This window comes from Micromonospora sp. NPDC047521, from assembly GCF_055587305.1.
Map to the genome: position 1 here is coordinate 16,882 of NZ_JBVJGN010000004.1, position 15,538 is coordinate 32,419.

Annotated in this window: 16 protein-coding genes; all 16 read right to left on the reverse strand. The window is 72.4% G+C overall.

Features of this window, described 5'->3' with window-relative positions; genetic code table 11:
* Positions 1-7 precede the first annotated feature (7 nt).
* Positions 8-1,210 (reverse strand): argininosuccinate synthase, encoded by a 1,203-nt coding sequence (locus tag ACZ6N8_RS10800; RefSeq protein ID WP_466009215.1) that lies wholly within the window; start codon positions 1,208-1,210, stop codon positions 8-10.
* A complete protein-coding gene (locus tag ACZ6N8_RS10805; protein ID WP_364370977.1) occupies positions 1,207-1,722 on the reverse strand; it encodes an arginine repressor in 516 nt (171 codons plus the stop codon). The genes ACZ6N8_RS10800 and ACZ6N8_RS10805 overlap by 4 nt, the downstream gene beginning before the upstream one ends.
* Complete coding sequence (gene argF, locus ACZ6N8_RS10810) at positions 1,719-2,654, reverse strand: ornithine carbamoyltransferase (protein WP_364370980.1); 936 nt, start codon at positions 2,652-2,654, stop codon at positions 1,719-1,721. Before argF ends, ACZ6N8_RS10805 begins: the two co-directional genes overlap by 4 nt.
* Positions 2,651-3,913 carry an acetylornithine transaminase gene (locus ACZ6N8_RS10815; RefSeq protein WP_466009217.1) on the reverse strand — a complete coding sequence of 421 codons (1,263 nt, stop codon included), beginning with the start codon at positions 3,911-3,913 and terminating at the stop codon, positions 2,651-2,653. The genes argF and ACZ6N8_RS10815 overlap by 4 nt, the downstream gene beginning before the upstream one ends.
* Positions 3,910-4,797, reverse strand: a complete 888-nt coding sequence (gene argB, locus ACZ6N8_RS10820; RefSeq protein WP_357987687.1) for an acetylglutamate kinase — start codon at positions 4,795-4,797, stop codon at positions 3,910-3,912. The genes ACZ6N8_RS10815 and argB overlap by 4 nt, the downstream gene beginning before the upstream one ends.
* Before the next feature lie 55 nt (positions 4,798-4,852).
* Positions 4,853-6,025, reverse strand: coding sequence for a bifunctional glutamate N-acetyltransferase/amino-acid acetyltransferase ArgJ (gene argJ / locus ACZ6N8_RS10825; RefSeq protein WP_466009219.1), 1,173 nt, complete (start codon positions 6,023-6,025; stop codon positions 4,853-4,855).
* On the reverse strand, positions 6,022-7,023 hold the full coding sequence (gene argC, locus ACZ6N8_RS10830; protein WP_466009220.1) for an N-acetyl-gamma-glutamyl-phosphate reductase: 1,002 nt from the start codon (positions 7,021-7,023) through the stop codon (positions 6,022-6,024). Before argC ends, argJ begins: the two co-directional genes overlap by 4 nt.
* Before the next feature lie 210 nt (positions 7,024-7,233).
* The gene (pheT, locus tag ACZ6N8_RS10835) at positions 7,234-9,780 is read right to left on the reverse strand and encodes a phenylalanine--tRNA ligase subunit beta (RefSeq protein ID WP_466009222.1); all 2,547 of its coding nucleotides are present in this window, start codon (positions 9,778-9,780) and stop codon (positions 7,234-7,236) included.
* A gap of 40 nt (positions 9,781-9,820) precedes the next feature.
* Positions 9,821-10,900 (reverse strand): phenylalanine--tRNA ligase subunit alpha, encoded by a 1,080-nt coding sequence (gene pheS, locus ACZ6N8_RS10840; RefSeq protein WP_466009224.1) that lies wholly within the window; start codon positions 10,898-10,900, stop codon positions 9,821-9,823.
* A gap of 219 nt (positions 10,901-11,119) precedes the next feature.
* Positions 11,120-11,917, reverse strand: a complete 798-nt coding sequence (locus tag ACZ6N8_RS10845) for a TrmH family RNA methyltransferase (protein WP_387123517.1) — start codon at positions 11,915-11,917, stop codon at positions 11,120-11,122.
* Between the two features lie 83 nt (positions 11,918-12,000).
* Complete coding sequence (gene rplT, locus ACZ6N8_RS10850; protein ID WP_007458417.1) at positions 12,001-12,393, reverse strand: 50S ribosomal protein L20; 393 nt, start codon at positions 12,391-12,393, stop codon at positions 12,001-12,003.
* 32 nt (positions 12,394-12,425) lie between these two features.
* The gene (rpmI, locus tag ACZ6N8_RS10855; protein WP_030488428.1) at positions 12,426-12,620 is read right to left on the reverse strand and encodes a 50S ribosomal protein L35; all 195 of its coding nucleotides are present in this window, start codon (positions 12,618-12,620) and stop codon (positions 12,426-12,428) included.
* 19 nt (positions 12,621-12,639) lie between these two features.
* Entirely contained in the window at positions 12,640-13,287 is a 648-nt protein-coding gene (gene infC, locus ACZ6N8_RS10860) for a translation initiation factor IF-3 (protein WP_364371006.1), read from the reverse strand.
* A 331-nt stretch (positions 13,288-13,618) separates the two neighbouring features.
* Positions 13,619-14,092 carry a PH domain-containing protein gene (locus ACZ6N8_RS10865; RefSeq protein ID WP_466009226.1) on the reverse strand — a complete coding sequence of 158 codons (474 nt, stop codon included), beginning with the start codon at positions 14,090-14,092 and terminating at the stop codon, positions 13,619-13,621.
* 279 nt (positions 14,093-14,371) lie between these two features.
* Entirely contained in the window at positions 14,372-15,217 is an 846-nt protein-coding gene (gene hisG, locus ACZ6N8_RS10870; RefSeq protein ID WP_364371012.1) for an ATP phosphoribosyltransferase, read from the reverse strand.
* A 47-nt stretch (positions 15,218-15,264) separates the two neighbouring features.
* On the reverse strand, positions 15,265-15,528 hold the full coding sequence (locus ACZ6N8_RS10875; RefSeq protein ID WP_007458408.1) for a phosphoribosyl-ATP diphosphatase: 264 nt from the start codon (positions 15,526-15,528) through the stop codon (positions 15,265-15,267).
* Positions 15,529-15,538 lie beyond the last annotated feature (10 nt).

Below are 15,538 nucleotides of genomic sequence, written 5' to 3' on the forward strand. Positions count from 1 at the left end.
ATGCTCGTCAGCCACCCAGCCGGGCGTCGCGTGCGGCGGCCATCCGACTCGGCAGCCCCCACAGTTGCACGAAGCCCTTCGCCAGGGACTGGTCGAAGGTGTCGCCGGTGTCGTAGGTGGCCATGCCGAAGTCGTACAGGCTCGCCTCGGAGCGCCGGCCGGTGACCGTGGCGCGTCCGCCGTGCAGGACCATCCGTACCTCACCGCTGACGTGCCGCTGCGCGTCGTCGATGAACGCGTCGAGCGAGTCCTTCAGCGGCGAGAACCACAGGCCGTCGTACACCAGCTCGCCCCAGCGCTGGTCCACGCTCTTCTTGAACCGGGCCAGGTCCCGCTCCACCGTCACCGCCTCCAGCTCCTGATGGGCGGTGATCAGCGCGATCGCGCCGGGCGCCTCGTACACCTCGCGGCTCTTGATGCCGACGAGGCGGTCCTCCACCATGTCGAGCCGGCCGACGCCCTGCGCGCCGGCGCGCCTGTTCAGCTCCAGGATCGCCTGGTACGGGGTGACCGTCTCACCGTCGATCGCCACCGGCACGCCACCGTCGAAGGTGATCACGATCTCGTCGGCGTCGCGGGGCTCGGACGGGTCGGCCGTGTACGAGTAGAGGTCCTCGACGGGGGCGTTCCAGATGTCCTCCAGGAAGCCCGTCTCCACCGCGCGACCCCACAGGTTCTGGTCGATCGAGTACGGGGACTTCGCCGACACGTCGATCGGGAGGCCCTTCTCCTCGGCGAAGGCGATCGCCTTGTCCCGCGTCCAGGCGAAGTCCCGGGCCGGCGCGATGATCCTCAGGTCGGGGGCGAGGGCGTTCAGGCCCACCTCGAACCGGACCTGGTCGTTGCCCTTGCCGGTGCAGCCGTGCGACACGATCGTGCCGCCGTGCTTGCGCGCCGCCGCCACCAGGTGCTTGACGATCAGCGGCCGGGACAGCGCCGAGACGAGGGGGTAGCGGTCCATGTAGAGGGCGTTGGCCCGGATCGCCGGCAGGCAGTAGTCGGCAGCGAACTCGTCGCGCGCGTCGATGACCTCGGACTCGGCGGCGCCGCAGTCCAGGGCGCGCTGGCGGATGGCGTCGAGGTCCTCGCCGCCCTGGCCGACGTCGACGGCCACCGCGATCACCTCGGCGCCCGTCTGCTCGGCCAGGTAGGGAATGGCGACGGAGGTGTCCAACCCTCCGGAGTACGCCAGGACGACCCGGTCGGTCATGGTGTGGTGTTCCCTTCGACTGTGTCTTCCCGGCGGGCCCAGCCGGCGAGCTTGTCGCCGAGCGCGGCCCCGCCGACGGACTCGCGGGCCACCACGAGAATGGTGTCGTCGCCGGCGATGGTGCCGACGACCTCAGGCAGTCCCGCTCGGTCCAACGCGCTGGCCAGGTACTGGGCTGCGCCCGGCGGGGTCCGCAGCACCGCGATGTTGCCGCTGGAGTCGACGCCGTTGAGCAGTTCGCGCAACAGCCGCACCAGCCGGGCCGGTGCGGCCTCGGCGTCGCGCAGGGGCCGGTGGCCGTCCTCGGGGATCAGGTAGACGGCCGGGCCGTCGCCACCGCGCACCTTGACCGCGCCCAGCTCCTCCAGGTCCCGCGAGAGGGTGGCCTGGGTGACACCGACGCCGTCGGCGGCGAGCAGGTCGGCCAGCTCGGTCTGCGAACGCACGGCCCGGTCCCGGATCAGCTCCACGATCCGGGCGTGCCGCGCGGCGCGGGTCAACGGGGCGGTCATCGCGTCGTCCCGGTGGCGGCGAGCAGGAACGTCAGCAGCGCCTTCTGGGCGTGCAGCCGGTTCTCCGCCTGGTCGAAGACCGCGCTCTGCGGCCCGTCGAGCACCTCGTCGGTGATCTCCTCGCCCCGGTGCGCGGGCAGGCAGTGCAGCACTATCGCGTCCGGCGCGGCCTGGCCGAGCAGCTCCTTGTTGACCTGGTACGGCAGGAACGGGGTGACCCGGTCCAGACCGTCGGCCTCCTGCCCCATCGACGTCCACGTGTCGGTGGCCAGCACGTCGGCGTCGCGGACCGCCTGGGCCGGGTCGGTGAGGACCCGTACCGACCCGCCGGTGCCGGCGGCGATCCGGGCCGCGGCGTCGACCACCGCCTCGTCCGGCGCGAACCCGTCCGGCCCGGCGACGCGGACGTGCATCCCGGCCGTCGCCCCGGCCAGCAGGTACGACTGCGCCATGTTGTTCGCGCCGTCGCCCACGTAGGTGAGGGTGCGCCCGGCCGTGCCGCCGCACCGCTCCCGGATGGTGAGCAGGTCGGCGAGCAGTTGGCAGGGGTGGAAACCATCGGTGAGCGCGTTGACCACAGGCACGCTGGCGCCCTGCGCCACCTCGGCGATCCGGTCGTCGCCGTGGGTGCGCAGCACGATCGCCGCCACATAACGGGACAGCACCCGTCCGGCGTCCGCGAGGGTCTCGCCCCGGCCGAAGTGGGTGACCTGGGTGTCCACGACCAGCGGGTGACCGCCCAGCTCGGCGATGCCGGCGTCGAACGAGATCCGGGTCCGCAGGCTCTGCTTGTCGAACAGCACCGCCACCGAGCGGGGGCCGGCCAGCGGCTGGTGACCGAACCTGTCGGCCTTCATTCGCGCCGCCAGGTCGAGCACCGTCGACTGCTCGTCGGGCGAGAGGTCGTCGTCGCGCAGGAAGTGCCGGATCATGCGATCGTCCCCGTCGTGGTGGGCTGGGTGGAGGGTTCGGGTGCCGTGCCGGAGGCCGCCGGGGCCGGGTGGCCGCTCGTGCCGGCGGCGGCCGGTGCCGTCACGTCGAGCGCCGCGGGGAGCGCGGCGAGGAAGGCGTCCGCCTGGTCGACGGTGAGGATCAACGGCGGGGCGAGCCGGAGCACACCCGGCTGCACCGGGTTGACCAGGAAACCGGCCTCGCGCAGCGCCTCGGCCAGGACCGTCGCCACCGGCGCGGTGAGCGTCACGCCGAGCAGCAGCCCGGCGCCGCGTACGCCGTCGATCAGCGGATGGCCCAGCGCCTCGATGCCCCGGCGCAGCCGCTCGCCGACGCGCTTGACGTGGTCGAGCAGCCCCTCGTTGGCGATGGTCGCCACCACGGCGAGCGCCGCCGCGCAGCTGACCGGGTTGCCGCCGAAGGTGGTGCCGTGCGAGCCCGGGGTGAGCAGGTCCGCGGCCCGGCCGAAGGCGAGCGTGGCGCCGATGGGCAACCCACCGCCCAGGCCCTTGGCCAGCGTGACCACGTCCGGCTCCACGCCCTCGGCCTGGTGCGCGAACCAGTGCCCGGTCCGGCCGATGCCGGTCTGCACCTCGTCGAGCACCAGCAGCGCGCCGTGCCGGGCGGTGATCTCCCGTGCCGCCGCGAGGTAACCCGCCGGCGGGACGACCACACCGTTCTCGCCCTGGATCGGCTCCAGGATCACCATGGCGGTCGCGTCGGTGACCGCCGCCTGCAGCGCGGCGACGTCGCCGTACCCGACATGGGTCACCTCGCCGGGCAGCGGCCGGAACGGGTCGGCCTTGGCCGGCTGGCCGGTCAGCGCGAGGGCGCCCATGGTGCGGCCGTGGAACCCGCCAACTGTGGCGACCACGTGGCTGCGCCCGGTACGCCGGGAGAGCTTGAACGCCGCCTCGTTCGCCTCCGCGCCGGAGTTGGCGAAGAAGACGCGGCCGGGCCGGCCGGCGAGGGCCAGCAGCAGCTCGGCCAGGGCGACCGGAGGTTCGGCGATGTAGAGGTTGGAGACATGCCCGAGGGTGGCGACCTGCTTCGACACCGCGGCCACCACTGCCGGGTGGGCGTGGCCCAGCGAGTTCACCGCGATGCCGCCCACGAGATCCAGGTATTCCCGGCCGGCGTCGTCGACCACCACCGCGCCGGAACCGGACACCAGGGCCAGCGGCGGCGTACCGTAGTTGTCCATCATGGACTGACCCCACCGTTGCGCCAGGGCGCTCATGATCCGATCACCATCGTTCCGAACCCTTCCGAGGTGAACACCTCAAGCAACGTGGAGTGCGCCACCCGACCATCGACGACGTGCGCGGCGGGCACTCCCCCGCGCACCGCCCGCAGGCAGGCCTCCATCTTGGGAACCATCCCCGACTCGAGGCTGGGCAGCAGCTTCGCCAGGTCGTCCGTGGTGATCTCGGAGACCAGGCTTGTGGTGTCCGGCCAGTCGGCGTACAGACCGGCCACGTCGGTGAGCACCACGAGTTTGCGCGCCCGCAACGCGATCGCCAGAGCGGCGGCGGCCGTGTCCGCGTTGAGGTTGTGCAGCACCCCGTCGACGTCCGGCGCGACAGTCGAGATCACCGGGATCCGACCGGCGTCGATCAGGTCGGTCACCGCCGACACGTCCACCGACTCGACGTCGCCGACCTGGCCGACGTCCACTGGTTGCCCGTCCACGTACGCCGGGCGGCGCACCGCGGTGAACAGCCGGGCGTCCTCGCCGGAGAGGCCGACGGCGAACGGACCGTGCGAGTTGATCAGCCCGACCAGCTCCCGGCCGACCTGCCCGACCAGCACCATCCGGACCACGTCCATCGCCTCGGCGGTGGTCACCCGCAGGCCGCCACGGAACTCGCTGGCGATCCCGAGCCGGCCCAGCATCGCCGAGATCTGCGGGCCGCCGCCGTGCACCACGACCGGCTTCAGGCCCGCGTAGCGCAGGAAGACCATGTCGGCGGCGAACGCCCGCTGCAACTCCGGGTCCGTCATGGCGTTGCCGCCGTACTTCACCACCACTGTGGACCCGGAGAAACGCGCCAGCCAGGGCAGCGCCTCGATGAGCGTCTCCGCCTTGGCCTGGGCCCGGGTGAGGTCACCGCTGAGGCTCACCGTGCCAGCCTTCCGTTCGCGACTGCGGGACTCCGCTGCGCTGCGTTCCTCGCGCTCACGTTGAGTACGCCGAGTTCTCGTGCACGTACGCGTGGGACAGGTCGTTGGTCCAGATCGTCGCGGCGGACGTGCCGGCGTGCAGGTCGATGCGGATGGTCACGTCCCGCCCGGTGAGGTCGGCCTTCGACCGGTCCTCGGCGGCGGCACCGCCCCGGCACAGCCACACGCCGTTGACCGCCACGTCCACCTCGTCCGGCTCGAAGGCGGCGGCCGTGGTGCCGACCGAGGCGAGGATCCGACCCCAGTTCGGATCATTGCCGAACAGCGCGGTCTTGACCAGGTTGCTGCGGGCCACCGACCGACCCACCTCGACCGCGTCGTCCTCGCTCGCCGCGCCCACCACGTCGATGGCGACCTGCTTCGTGGCGCCCTCCGCGTCGGCGATGAGCTGCTGGGCCAGGTCGTGACAGGCCGCGGTGACCGCGGCGGCCAGCTCGGCAGCCGTCGGCTCGATGCCGCTCGCGCCACTGGACAGCAGCAGCACCGTGTCGTTCGTGGACATGCAGCCGTCCGAGTCGACCCGGTCGAAGGTGATCCGGGTGGCGGCGCGCAGCGCCTCGTCCAGCACGTCCGGCCCGGCCACCGCGTCGGTGGTCAGCACACAGAGCATGGTGGCCATCCCCGGCGCGAGCATCCCGGCGCCCTTGGCCATCCCGCCGACCGTCCAGCCGCTACCCCTGGCCACAGTGGTCTTCGGTCGGGTGTCGGTGGTCATGATGGCCTCGGCGGCGGCCTGACCGCCGTCCCGGGACAGCCCCCGGATAGCCGAGCGGACCCCCGGCAGCAACTTCGGCATCGGAAGCCGCTCACCGATCAGGCCGGTGGAGCAGACCGCCACCTCACCGGCGCCGAGGATCAGCCGCGGGCTGACCGAGGTCAGCGCCGCGGCGGTGTGCTCGGCGGTGGCGTGCGTGTCCTGGAAGCCGCCCGGGCCGGTGCAGGCGTTGGCACCGCCGGAGTTGAGCACCACCGCGCGGACGACGCCACCCTGGACGACCTGCTGGCTCCAGAGCACCGGCGCGGCCTTGACCCGGTTCGTGGTGAAGACACCTGCGACACCGGCGTCCGGGCCGTCGTTGACCACCAGCGCGACGTCCGCGCCACCGCTTGCCTTCAACCCGGCGGCCACCCCGGCCGCCCGGAACCCCCGAGGGGTGGTGACGCTCATGGTGCGACTCCCCAGATCGACAGGCCCGTCGCCTCCGGCAGGCCGAGCATGAGGTTGGCGTTCTGCACGGCCTGGCCGGCCGCGCCCTTGCCCAGGTTGTCCAGCGCGCTCAGCACGATCAGCCGACCCGAGTCGACGTCGACTGTCGCCTGGAGGTGACACGAGTTGGAACCCAGCGTGGCGGCCGTGTGCGGCCAGCGCCCCTCCGGCAACACGTGCACGAACGGCGCGTCGGCGTACGCCCGCGCCAGCACCTCCTGCGGGTCGACGCCGCGTGCCGGCACCGCGGTCACCGTGGCGAGGATGCCGCGCGGCATCGGCGCCAGGACCGGCGTGAACGACAGCCCGGTCGCGCCGGAAGCCTGCTTGATCTCCGGTACGTGCTGGTGGGTACCGACCCGGTACGGCGACAGGTCGCCCATCACCTCGCTGGCCAGCAGGTGCGGCTTGGTGGCCCGTCCGGCGCCGGAGGTGCCGGAGGCGGCGACCACCACCACGTCGGCGGGGCTGGCCGCGCCGTCCGCGATGAGCGGGGCGAGCGCCAGCGTGATCGCCGCCGCGTAGCAGCCCGTGTTCGCCACCCGGGTGGAGCCGGCGATCAACTCCCGCTGGCCGGGCAGCTCGGGCAGGCCGTAGGTCCACTGCCCGGCGTGCGTGCCCCCGTAGTACTGAGCCCAGGCGTACGGATCGGCGAGCCGGTGGTCCGCGCCCAGATCGACGACGCGCACCTCGGAGGGCAGGCGGGCCGCGAGGGCCGCGGACTCGCCGTGCGGCAGGGCCAGGAAGACCAGATCGGCGTCGGCCAGGGTCGCCGGGTCGGTCTCGGCGAGCACCAGGTCGAGCCCGGTGAGCTGCGGGTGCACCACATCGACGCGGTGCCCGGCCTGGCTGTGTGCGGTGGCAGCGACCAGGTCGAACTCCGGGTGCCCGGCGATCAGGCGCAGCAGCTCACCCCCGGCGTAACCGCTCGCACCGGCGACCGCGACTCGGATCCCCATACCCACCTCCGCATGACTATGCAAAGGAGGTTAACAGCGGAGACAGGCAAGATGCAACTTAATACAGACCACTGCATGGAGATGTAATCCGAGGTCGCTCCGCCCGTCCCGCCCCGCGATCTTGCGTTTCCGGTTGCTCCAAAAAGCCCCCGAAAGGTGCGTATTGGCAACACAAAACGCAAGATCGCGGGGAGGAGCGGGGCGGGGCGCTCAGGCGCCGCGCAGGGTCGCTCCGACGCGCTCGGCCGCTACCGCCACCGCCGCGTCCCGGGCCGCTACGGCCTCCTCGACGGTCAGCGTCCGGTCCGGCGCCCGGAAGGTCAGCTTGTACGCCAGTGACCGGCGGCCCTCGCCGAGCTGCGCGCCCGAGTACACGTCGAACAGCCGCACGTCCTCCAGCAGCTCGCCGGCGCCCGCCTCCAGCGCCCGGCGGACCTGCTCGGCAGGCACCGAGTCGTCCACCACCAGCGCGACGTCGATCAGGGCCGGCGGGAAGCCGGAGACCGTCGGCGCGGGCGTCACCGGGGTCGGCGGCAGCGCGTCGAGATCCAGCTCCATGGCGCAGGTACGGCGGGGCAGCTCCAGCGCCGCCACCACGGCCGGGTGCAGCTCACCGGCGTGCCCGACGACCGCGTCGTCGACCCGCAGCTCGGCGCAGCGGCCGGGGTGCCACGGCGCGTACTCGGCCGCGCGCACCTCGACCCGCTCGTCCGGGATCCCGGAGGCGGCCAGCACGTCACGGGCCGCCTCGATGGCGTCCGCCCAGCCGGCCGGTCGACCGGCGCCCCACCAGCCGGCCGGGTCGATGTCCCCGGCGAGGACCACCGCTACGTGCACCGGCTGCGCCGGCACCACCGCGTCGGCCGCGGCGAACTCCTCGTCGGTGGGCCGCCGGTCCACGCCCATCGCGGGCGGGCTGCCGGCGCCGAGGCGCGGGTGGAAGACCGCGCCGATCTCGTAGAGGGCCAGGTCGCGGTGACCCCGCCCGAGGTTGCGCTTGAGGATGCCGAGCAGCGGGCCGAGCAGCGTGGTGCGCAGCAGCGGCTCCTCCTCGGACAGCGGATTGGCCAGGCGCACCGCGGGCCGGCGGCTGTCGTCGGCCGGCAGGCCGAGCTGGTCGGCGAGTTCCGGCGACACGAACGGGTGCGCGAGGACCTCCACGTACCCCCGCTCGGCAAGCGACCCGGCGACCGCCCGGCGGCGACGCTGCCGGGGGGTCAGGCCGCGACCGGGGGGTGCGGTCGGCAGCACCGACGGCACCTTGTCGTACCCGTCGAGGCGCACGACCTCCTCGACCAGGTCGGCCGGGTCGGTCAGGTCGGGTCGCCAGGTCGGCGGGGTGACGCTGAGCGCCGTCCCCGCGCCGCTTGCCACGCCGACGGCGCCCGGGTCCTCGGACAACCGGTCCGTGCCCTGCGCGACGGTGCAGCCGACCCGTTCCAGCAGGGCGACGACCCGCGCCGGCGGGTACTCGACGCCGACCCGCCGGGTGGGCAGGTCCGCCGGCAGGGTGATCGGGGTACGCGGACGGACGTGGTCGATGTCCAGGATCTCGGCGCTCGGGGTGCCGCCACCGTGCTCGGTGAGCAGCCCGACGGCCCGCTCCAGCGCGACAAGCGGCACGGCCGGGTCGACACCCCGCTCCCAGCGCTTCGCGGCCTCGCTGAACAGCTTGTGCCGGCGGGCGGTCCGGCCGACCATCGCCGGGTCCCAGTGCGCCGCCTCGAAGAGCACGTTGGTGGTGCCGTCGACGACCTCGCTCGTCTCGCCGCCCATCACCGCGGCGAGGGAGATCGGCCCGGTGTCGTCGCAGATGACCATGTCGTCGGCGGTGAGCACCCGGTTGACGCCGTCCAGGGTGGTCAGCTTCTCCCCCGCCTCGGCGCGGCGGACCACAAGCGGCCCGACGATCCGGTCGGCGTCGAACGCGTGCATGGGCTGACCCAGCTCCAGCATCACGTAGTTGGTGATGTCGACCGGCAGCGAGATGCTGCGGATGCCGGCGGTGACGAGCCGTTTGGCCATCCAGGACGGTGTGGGCGCGTTCGGGTCGACGCCGCGGACCAGGCGGGCGGCGTATCTGTCGCAGCCGACCGTGTCGCGGACCTCCACCGGGTACGCCGGCGTCGGCGTGCCACCCGGGGCGGGTGCCAGGGCCGGGTCGCGCAACGGCACGTCGAACGCGTGCGACAGCTCCCGGGCCAGGCCGCGCAGGCTCAGCGCGTACCCCCGGTCCGGGGTGATCTCCAGCTCGAGCACGACGTCGTCGAGGCCCACGACCGGACGGGCGTCGTCGCCCGGCTTGGCGGTGGTGTCCGGCGGCAGCACGATGATGCCGGAGTGGTCGTCGCCCAGGCCCAGCTCCTTCGCCGAGCAGATCATGCCCGCCGAGTTGTGCCCGTACGTCTTGCGGGCGCCGATGGCGAACCCGCCGGGCAGCACACCGCCGGGCAGGATCACCACCACGCGGTCACCGACGGCGAAGTTGCGCGCCCCACAGACGATCTCCTGGGGCTCGCCTGTGCCGTTGGCGGCGCCCACGTCCACCCGGCAGAACCGGATCGGCTTCTTGAAGCCGGTCAGCTCCTCGATCTCGCGCACCTCGCCGACGACGAGCTGACCGGTGACCGACGCGGCCAGGTCCACCACGGACTCGACCTCGATGCCGAGGTCGACAAGGGCCTGCTCCAGATCACCGGTGGGCAGGTCGGCGGGGAGGTCGACGTACTCCCGCAGCCAACTGACAGAAACTCGCATGACTTCAGACCACCGTTCCCGTGTCTCGTACCCGCATCGCCTACGCCCCGGTCCCGAGCGCCCGGCTGAACCGCACGTCGCCCTCGAAGAGATGGCGGATGTCGCTGACCCCGTGCCGGACCATCAGGGTCCGGTCGATGCCCATGCCGAAGGCGAATCCGGAGTAGACCTCCGGGTCGACGCCGCAGGCACGCAGCACGCGCGGGTTGACCATGCCGCAGCCACCCCACTCGACCCACTGCGGGCCGTCGCGGTGCTCCGGGAACCACACGTCGAACTCCGCCGACGGCTCGGTGAACGGGAAGTAGTGCGGCCGCCACCGGGTCTTCGCCTCCGGGCCGAACATCGCCCGGGCGAAGTGGTCGAGCGTGCCCCGCAGGTGCGCCATCGTGATGCCCTTGTCCACGACGAGGCCCTCGGCCTGGTGGAACACCGGGCTGTGCGTGGCGTCGATCTCGTCGGTGCGGTAGACGCGGCCGGGCACGATCACGTAGATCGGCGGCTTGCGGCTGAGCATGGTGCGGGTCTGCACCGTCGACGTGTGCGTTCGTAGAACAAGGCCCGAGCCCGCAGAGCCATCAGGGGATGCGATGTGGAACGTGTCCATCAACCCGCGCGCCGGGTGGTCGGCGGGGATGTTCAACGCGTCGAAGTTGACCCACTCCAGGTCGACCTCGGGCCCCTCGGCCACCTCGTAGCCCATCCCGACGAACAGGTCGCTTATCGACTCCATCAGGACGCTCAGCGGGTGCCGGGCGCCACGCGGACGCCTGTCGTACGGCAGGGTGACGTCCACCCGCTCCTCGACGAGCACCCGCTCGGCCTGCTCGCGCTCCACCACCTCGGCGCGCTCGGCGTACGCGGACTCGATCGCCCGGCGGGCCTCGTTGACCCGCTTACCGGCGTCGGACTTCGCGGCAGGCGGCAACGCGCCGATCTCCCGGCGCGCGAGGGAGACAGGTGACCGGTCACCCAGGTGCACCGGGCGCAGCGCGGTAAGCGCGTCCGGGTCGGCGGCGGCCTCGAACGCCTTCGTGGCGTCCGCGACGGCTTCGGCCAGGGCGGCGGGGTCGAGCAGGGCAACCTGCTTCGGGTCGTACGGATCGTTGCGGTAGCTCATGGCGTACGGGCACTCCCTCACGGCGGCGCCAGCCCTCACCGGGGCGGCTAGGCGAGTCTACGGACGCGCGGCTGTGCCGCAGCCCGCCGGTAGGAGTTGCGCAGGGAGCAGGTCAGGCCCGCCGCCCGCCGACACCGGCGGGCTGGCTAAACGAACGCCGTGGCGCGTTCATGGACGGACGCTCTCCCCTGCTGTCAGTCGCGCCGGGTGTGGACACCATCAGCGCTGTGCTCTCGCTGAAGCGTACAGGCAGACGGCGGCTGCGGCAGCCAGGTTGAGGCTCTCGGCGCGCCCGTACAGCGGCACCCGCACGCGGGCGTCAGCGGCGGCTGTCAACGCCTCGGGCAGGCCGTGCGCCTCCGAGCCGAACAGCCAGGCGGTGGGCCCGACGAGCCGTCCGTAGTCGGTCAGGTCGTCCAGGTCGCTGTCGCCGTACCCCGTGGTCGCGAAGATCGACAGCCCGGCGGCGCGCAGCGCGTCGACCACCTCGACCGGGTCGGGCGCGCGGACCACGTCGACGTGGAAGAGGCTGCCGGCGGACGCCCGCACACACTTGCCGTTGTACGGGTCGACGGCGTCGCCGGCGAAGACCACCGCCCCCGCACCGGCCGCGTCGGCGGTGCGCAGCACCGTGCCGGCGTTGCCCGGGTCGCGGATCTCCGCGAGCACCGCCACCAGCCGGGGAGCACCGGCGAGGGCCTGCTCCAACGACACGTCGAGGTGCCGGCAGACCGCGACCAGCCCCTGCGGGGCGACGGTCTCGGCCAGCGCGGCGAGGGCGTCGTCGGTCACCTCGGAGACGGGCACGTCGGCGCGGGCCGCCGTGGCGGCCAGCTCCGGGTGCCGGTCCAGCGCGGTGGGCGTACCGAAAAGCTCGGTGACCACCCCCGGCCGCGCCAGGGCCTCGCGGACCGCCTGCGGGCCTTCGGCCAGGAACCGGCCGGTGGCGTCGCGGTCCCGGCGGCGTTGCAGGCGACGGGCGGCGACAACCCTCGGGGTACGCGGGGTGAAGGCCATGGTGTGCGCTCCTCCGGCACGATCGAGGCGCCCCCCGGACGGTGGTGCCGACACGGGAGACGCCTCGCTCTGGTGCGTGGGGATCAGGCGGCCTGAGCCGCCGCGCCGCCGGTGCCCTCGGCCGTGACCGCGGCCCGGGCCAGCTCGACGATCGCCGCGAACGAGGCGGCGTCGTTGACAGCCATGTCGGCCAGGATCTTGCGGTCGACCTCGATGCCGGCCAGACGCAGGCCCTGGATCAGGCGGTTGTAGGTCATCCCGTTCGCACGGGCGCCCGCGTTGATCCGCTGGATCCACAGCTGCCGGAAGTCGCCCTTGCGGTCGCGACGGTCCCGGTAGGCGTACTGCATCGAGTGCAGCACCTGCTCCTTGGCCTTGCGATACAGCCGGGAGCGCTGACCGCGGTAACCGCTCGCGGTCTCCAGCAGGGTACGACGCTTCTTCTGGGCGTTCACAGCCCGCTTGACGCGTGCCATCTCAACTCCTTCTTACGTAAAGGTGGCGCGCGTCAGCGGCCGAGCAGCTTCTTGATGCGCTTGACGTCGGCCTTGGCCAGCACGACCGTGCCGGTCAGCCGGCGGGTCTGGGTGGAGGGCTTCTTCTCCAGGTTGTGGCGCAGGCCAGCCTGCTGGGCAACGATCTTGCCCTTGCCGGTGACCCGGACCCGCTTACCCATACCCGTGTGGCTCTTCATCTTCGGCATGTGGAACGTCTCTCCCCTGTTACTCGCCGCTGGTGTCGGTGGCGGTGCCACCGTCAACGGCTGCTGCGGTCTCGCCGCCCGCCGCGGTCTCATCGGTGGCCGGCGCGGACTCGTCCGCGCCCCGGTCCCGAGGTGCACCGCGGGACGCCGTAGCGGCGACCGCGGAGGCCTTGACGGCCCGATGCGGAGCGAGAACCATGATCATGTTTCGACCGTCCTGCTTCGGAGCGGCCTCGACGTATCCCAGGTCCGTGATCTCAGACTCGAGCCGACGCAGGAGCCGGTAACCCAGCTCCGGGCGACTCTGCTCGCGACCACGGAACATGATCGTCACCTTGACCTTGTCGCCCGCCTTGAGGAACCGCACCACGTGACCCTTCTTGGTCTCGTAGTCGTGCGGGTCGATCTTCGGCCGAAGCTTCATTTCCTTGATGACGGTCTGCTGCTGGTTACGCCGCGCTTCGCGCGCCTTGAGTGCGCTCTCGTACTTGAACTTGCCGAAGTCCATGAGCTTGCACACCGGCGGGCGCGCCATCGGCGCAACCTCGACCAAGTCCAGATCGACGTCCGCGGCCAGCTGAAGGGCGCGCTCCAGCGGGACGATGCCCACCTGCTCACCCTCGGGGCCGACCAGTCGGACCTCACGTGCCCGGATCTGATCGTTCACGCGTGGTTCGACGCTGATGGGGCCTCCTCGAGTCGTTTCTGCTCAGTTGCCGACCCTCGCGGCCCCCGGGTGGGGGTCATCCTGGAAAGCAGAAGGCCCCGGCGCATGCCAGGGCCCGCTCGACCGGTCAGCACGATCACAGGATCGCGCATCCGGAACCGGGACGCACCCGGAACCGGGGACCGGACCCGGCCACCGTGGCGGCGACTCGGGTGGGAGCAGGCGCTCCGCTTTCGTGGCTGTCTGCTCGCACGCGGAGACAGCCTGGTCGACCTCACAACACTACACCCCGGCCCGGGCCGCCCCCAAACCGGACACCCCCGGGCGCGGGTCAGCGACCGGCGGCGCGTTCGGCGAGGCGGGCCAGGTGCGCCTCGTGCAGCCGGCGCAGGGCACGGACGCCGTCGACGGCCAGCTCCTTGTCGGCGGCCTGCAGGGCGACCATCGGCAGCAGGTCGTCGTCGTGCAGCTCCAGGCTGGCCCACGGCGCGCCCCGGTCGAAGCGGACCCCCCGGACGACCTCCCAGGGCAGCTCGTACGAGCTGACGACGTTGCGCACCCGGATGCCCCGCGCGTCGGCCTCCACCCGCGGGCGGGTGAACAACAGGAAGCCCAACGCGCCGAAGACGCCCAGGCCGATCATGGCGATCTGGTCGCCGCGCTGGAAACTGCCGTAGCCGTCGCCGGTCGGCCCGCTCAGCGAGGTGGCGACGAGAGCGAACACCACCACCAGCGCGACCGCCGCCGACCAGCAGACCACCCGGATGCGGCGGGGCTTCAGGCGGACCAGCTCGGTTTCACTCACCCCACCAGTCTGCCATCCGCACCCGCGCACCGACCGCACCACCCGCCGAGCCACCACTCAGCGTGGCACCGCGCCGTGTCGGGGTGTCGCACCGCACGATCGTGCTCGATCCTGGATCCAGTGGCATCCGTGCCGCCGGAAGCCACTACTTCCAGGTTCCAGCGCGATCTTCGAGGGCAGGGCGAGATCGGCGGTCGAGATCAGCCCCGGGTCGGCGAGGTGGGAGTCCACAGACGGGGACACCCACACCGCCGAGCCGGAGTCGATCAGACAGGCCGGTCAGAGGCGGCAGGCGTGGATGTTGGTGACCAGGATGGCGCGGGCGCCCAGGTCGTACAGCTCGTCCATGATCCGGTGCACGTCGTCGCGGAGCACCATCGCCTGCACGGCCACCCAACCCTCGCGGTGCAGGGGCGACACGGTGGGCGACTCGATGCCCGGGGTGAGGCCGCTGGCCCGGTCCAGGAGGCCGGCCGGCACGTCGTAGGCGAGCATCACGTAGCGGCGGGCCACCAGCACGCCGTGCAGGCGGCGCAGCAACTGCTCGGCCTGCTGGTGCGCGGGCGCGCCGGCCCGGCGGACCAGCACGGCCGAGGAGCGCAGCAGCGGCTCCCCGAAGACCACGAGGCCGGCCTGGCGCAGGGTGGCGCCGGTCTCCACGACGTCGGCGACCACGTCGGCGACGCCGAGGCGTACGGCGTTCTCCACCGCACCGTCGAGGCGGATCACCTCGGCCTTGAGACCCAGGTCGGCGAGGTGCCGCTCGACGAGCCCCGGGTACGCGGTGGCGATCCGGTGGCCGCCCAGGTCCTGTACGGAGGCGATGTCGTCGGGGCGGGCGGCGAAGCGGAAGGTGGCCCGGCCGAACGCGAGGTCGACGACCTCCTCGGCGGGCGCTGCCGAGTCGATCAGCAGGTCCCGGCCGGTGATGCCGAGGTCGAGGTCACCGGAGCCGACGTAGGTGGCGATGTCCTTGGGACGCAGGTAGAAGAATTCCACGTCGTTGGCCTCGTCACGGCAGACGAGGTCCTTGGGGTCGGTGCGCTGGCGGTAGCCCGCCTCGCGCAGCATCTGGGCGGCCGGTTCGGCCAGGGTGCCCTTGTTGGGGATGGCGACACGCAGCATGACGGAGTGCTCCTTCGATCCGGATGGCGATCAACGGTTGGGGGCACTCACAGATGTCGGTAGACGTCCTTGAGCTCCAGACCGCTGGCCAGCATCAGGACCTGGACCTGGTAGAGCAGCTGGGAGATCTCCTCGGCGGTGCGCTGCGGCCCCTCGTGCTCGGCGGCCATCCACGACTCGGCCGCCTCCTCGACGACCTTCTTGCCGATGAAATGCACGCCTTTCTCCAGGGCGGCGACGGTGCCCGAGCCGGGGGTGCCCGCTGCGGCCTTGGCCTGCAACTCGGCGAACAACTCCTCGAACGTCTTCACGGGGAGCGAT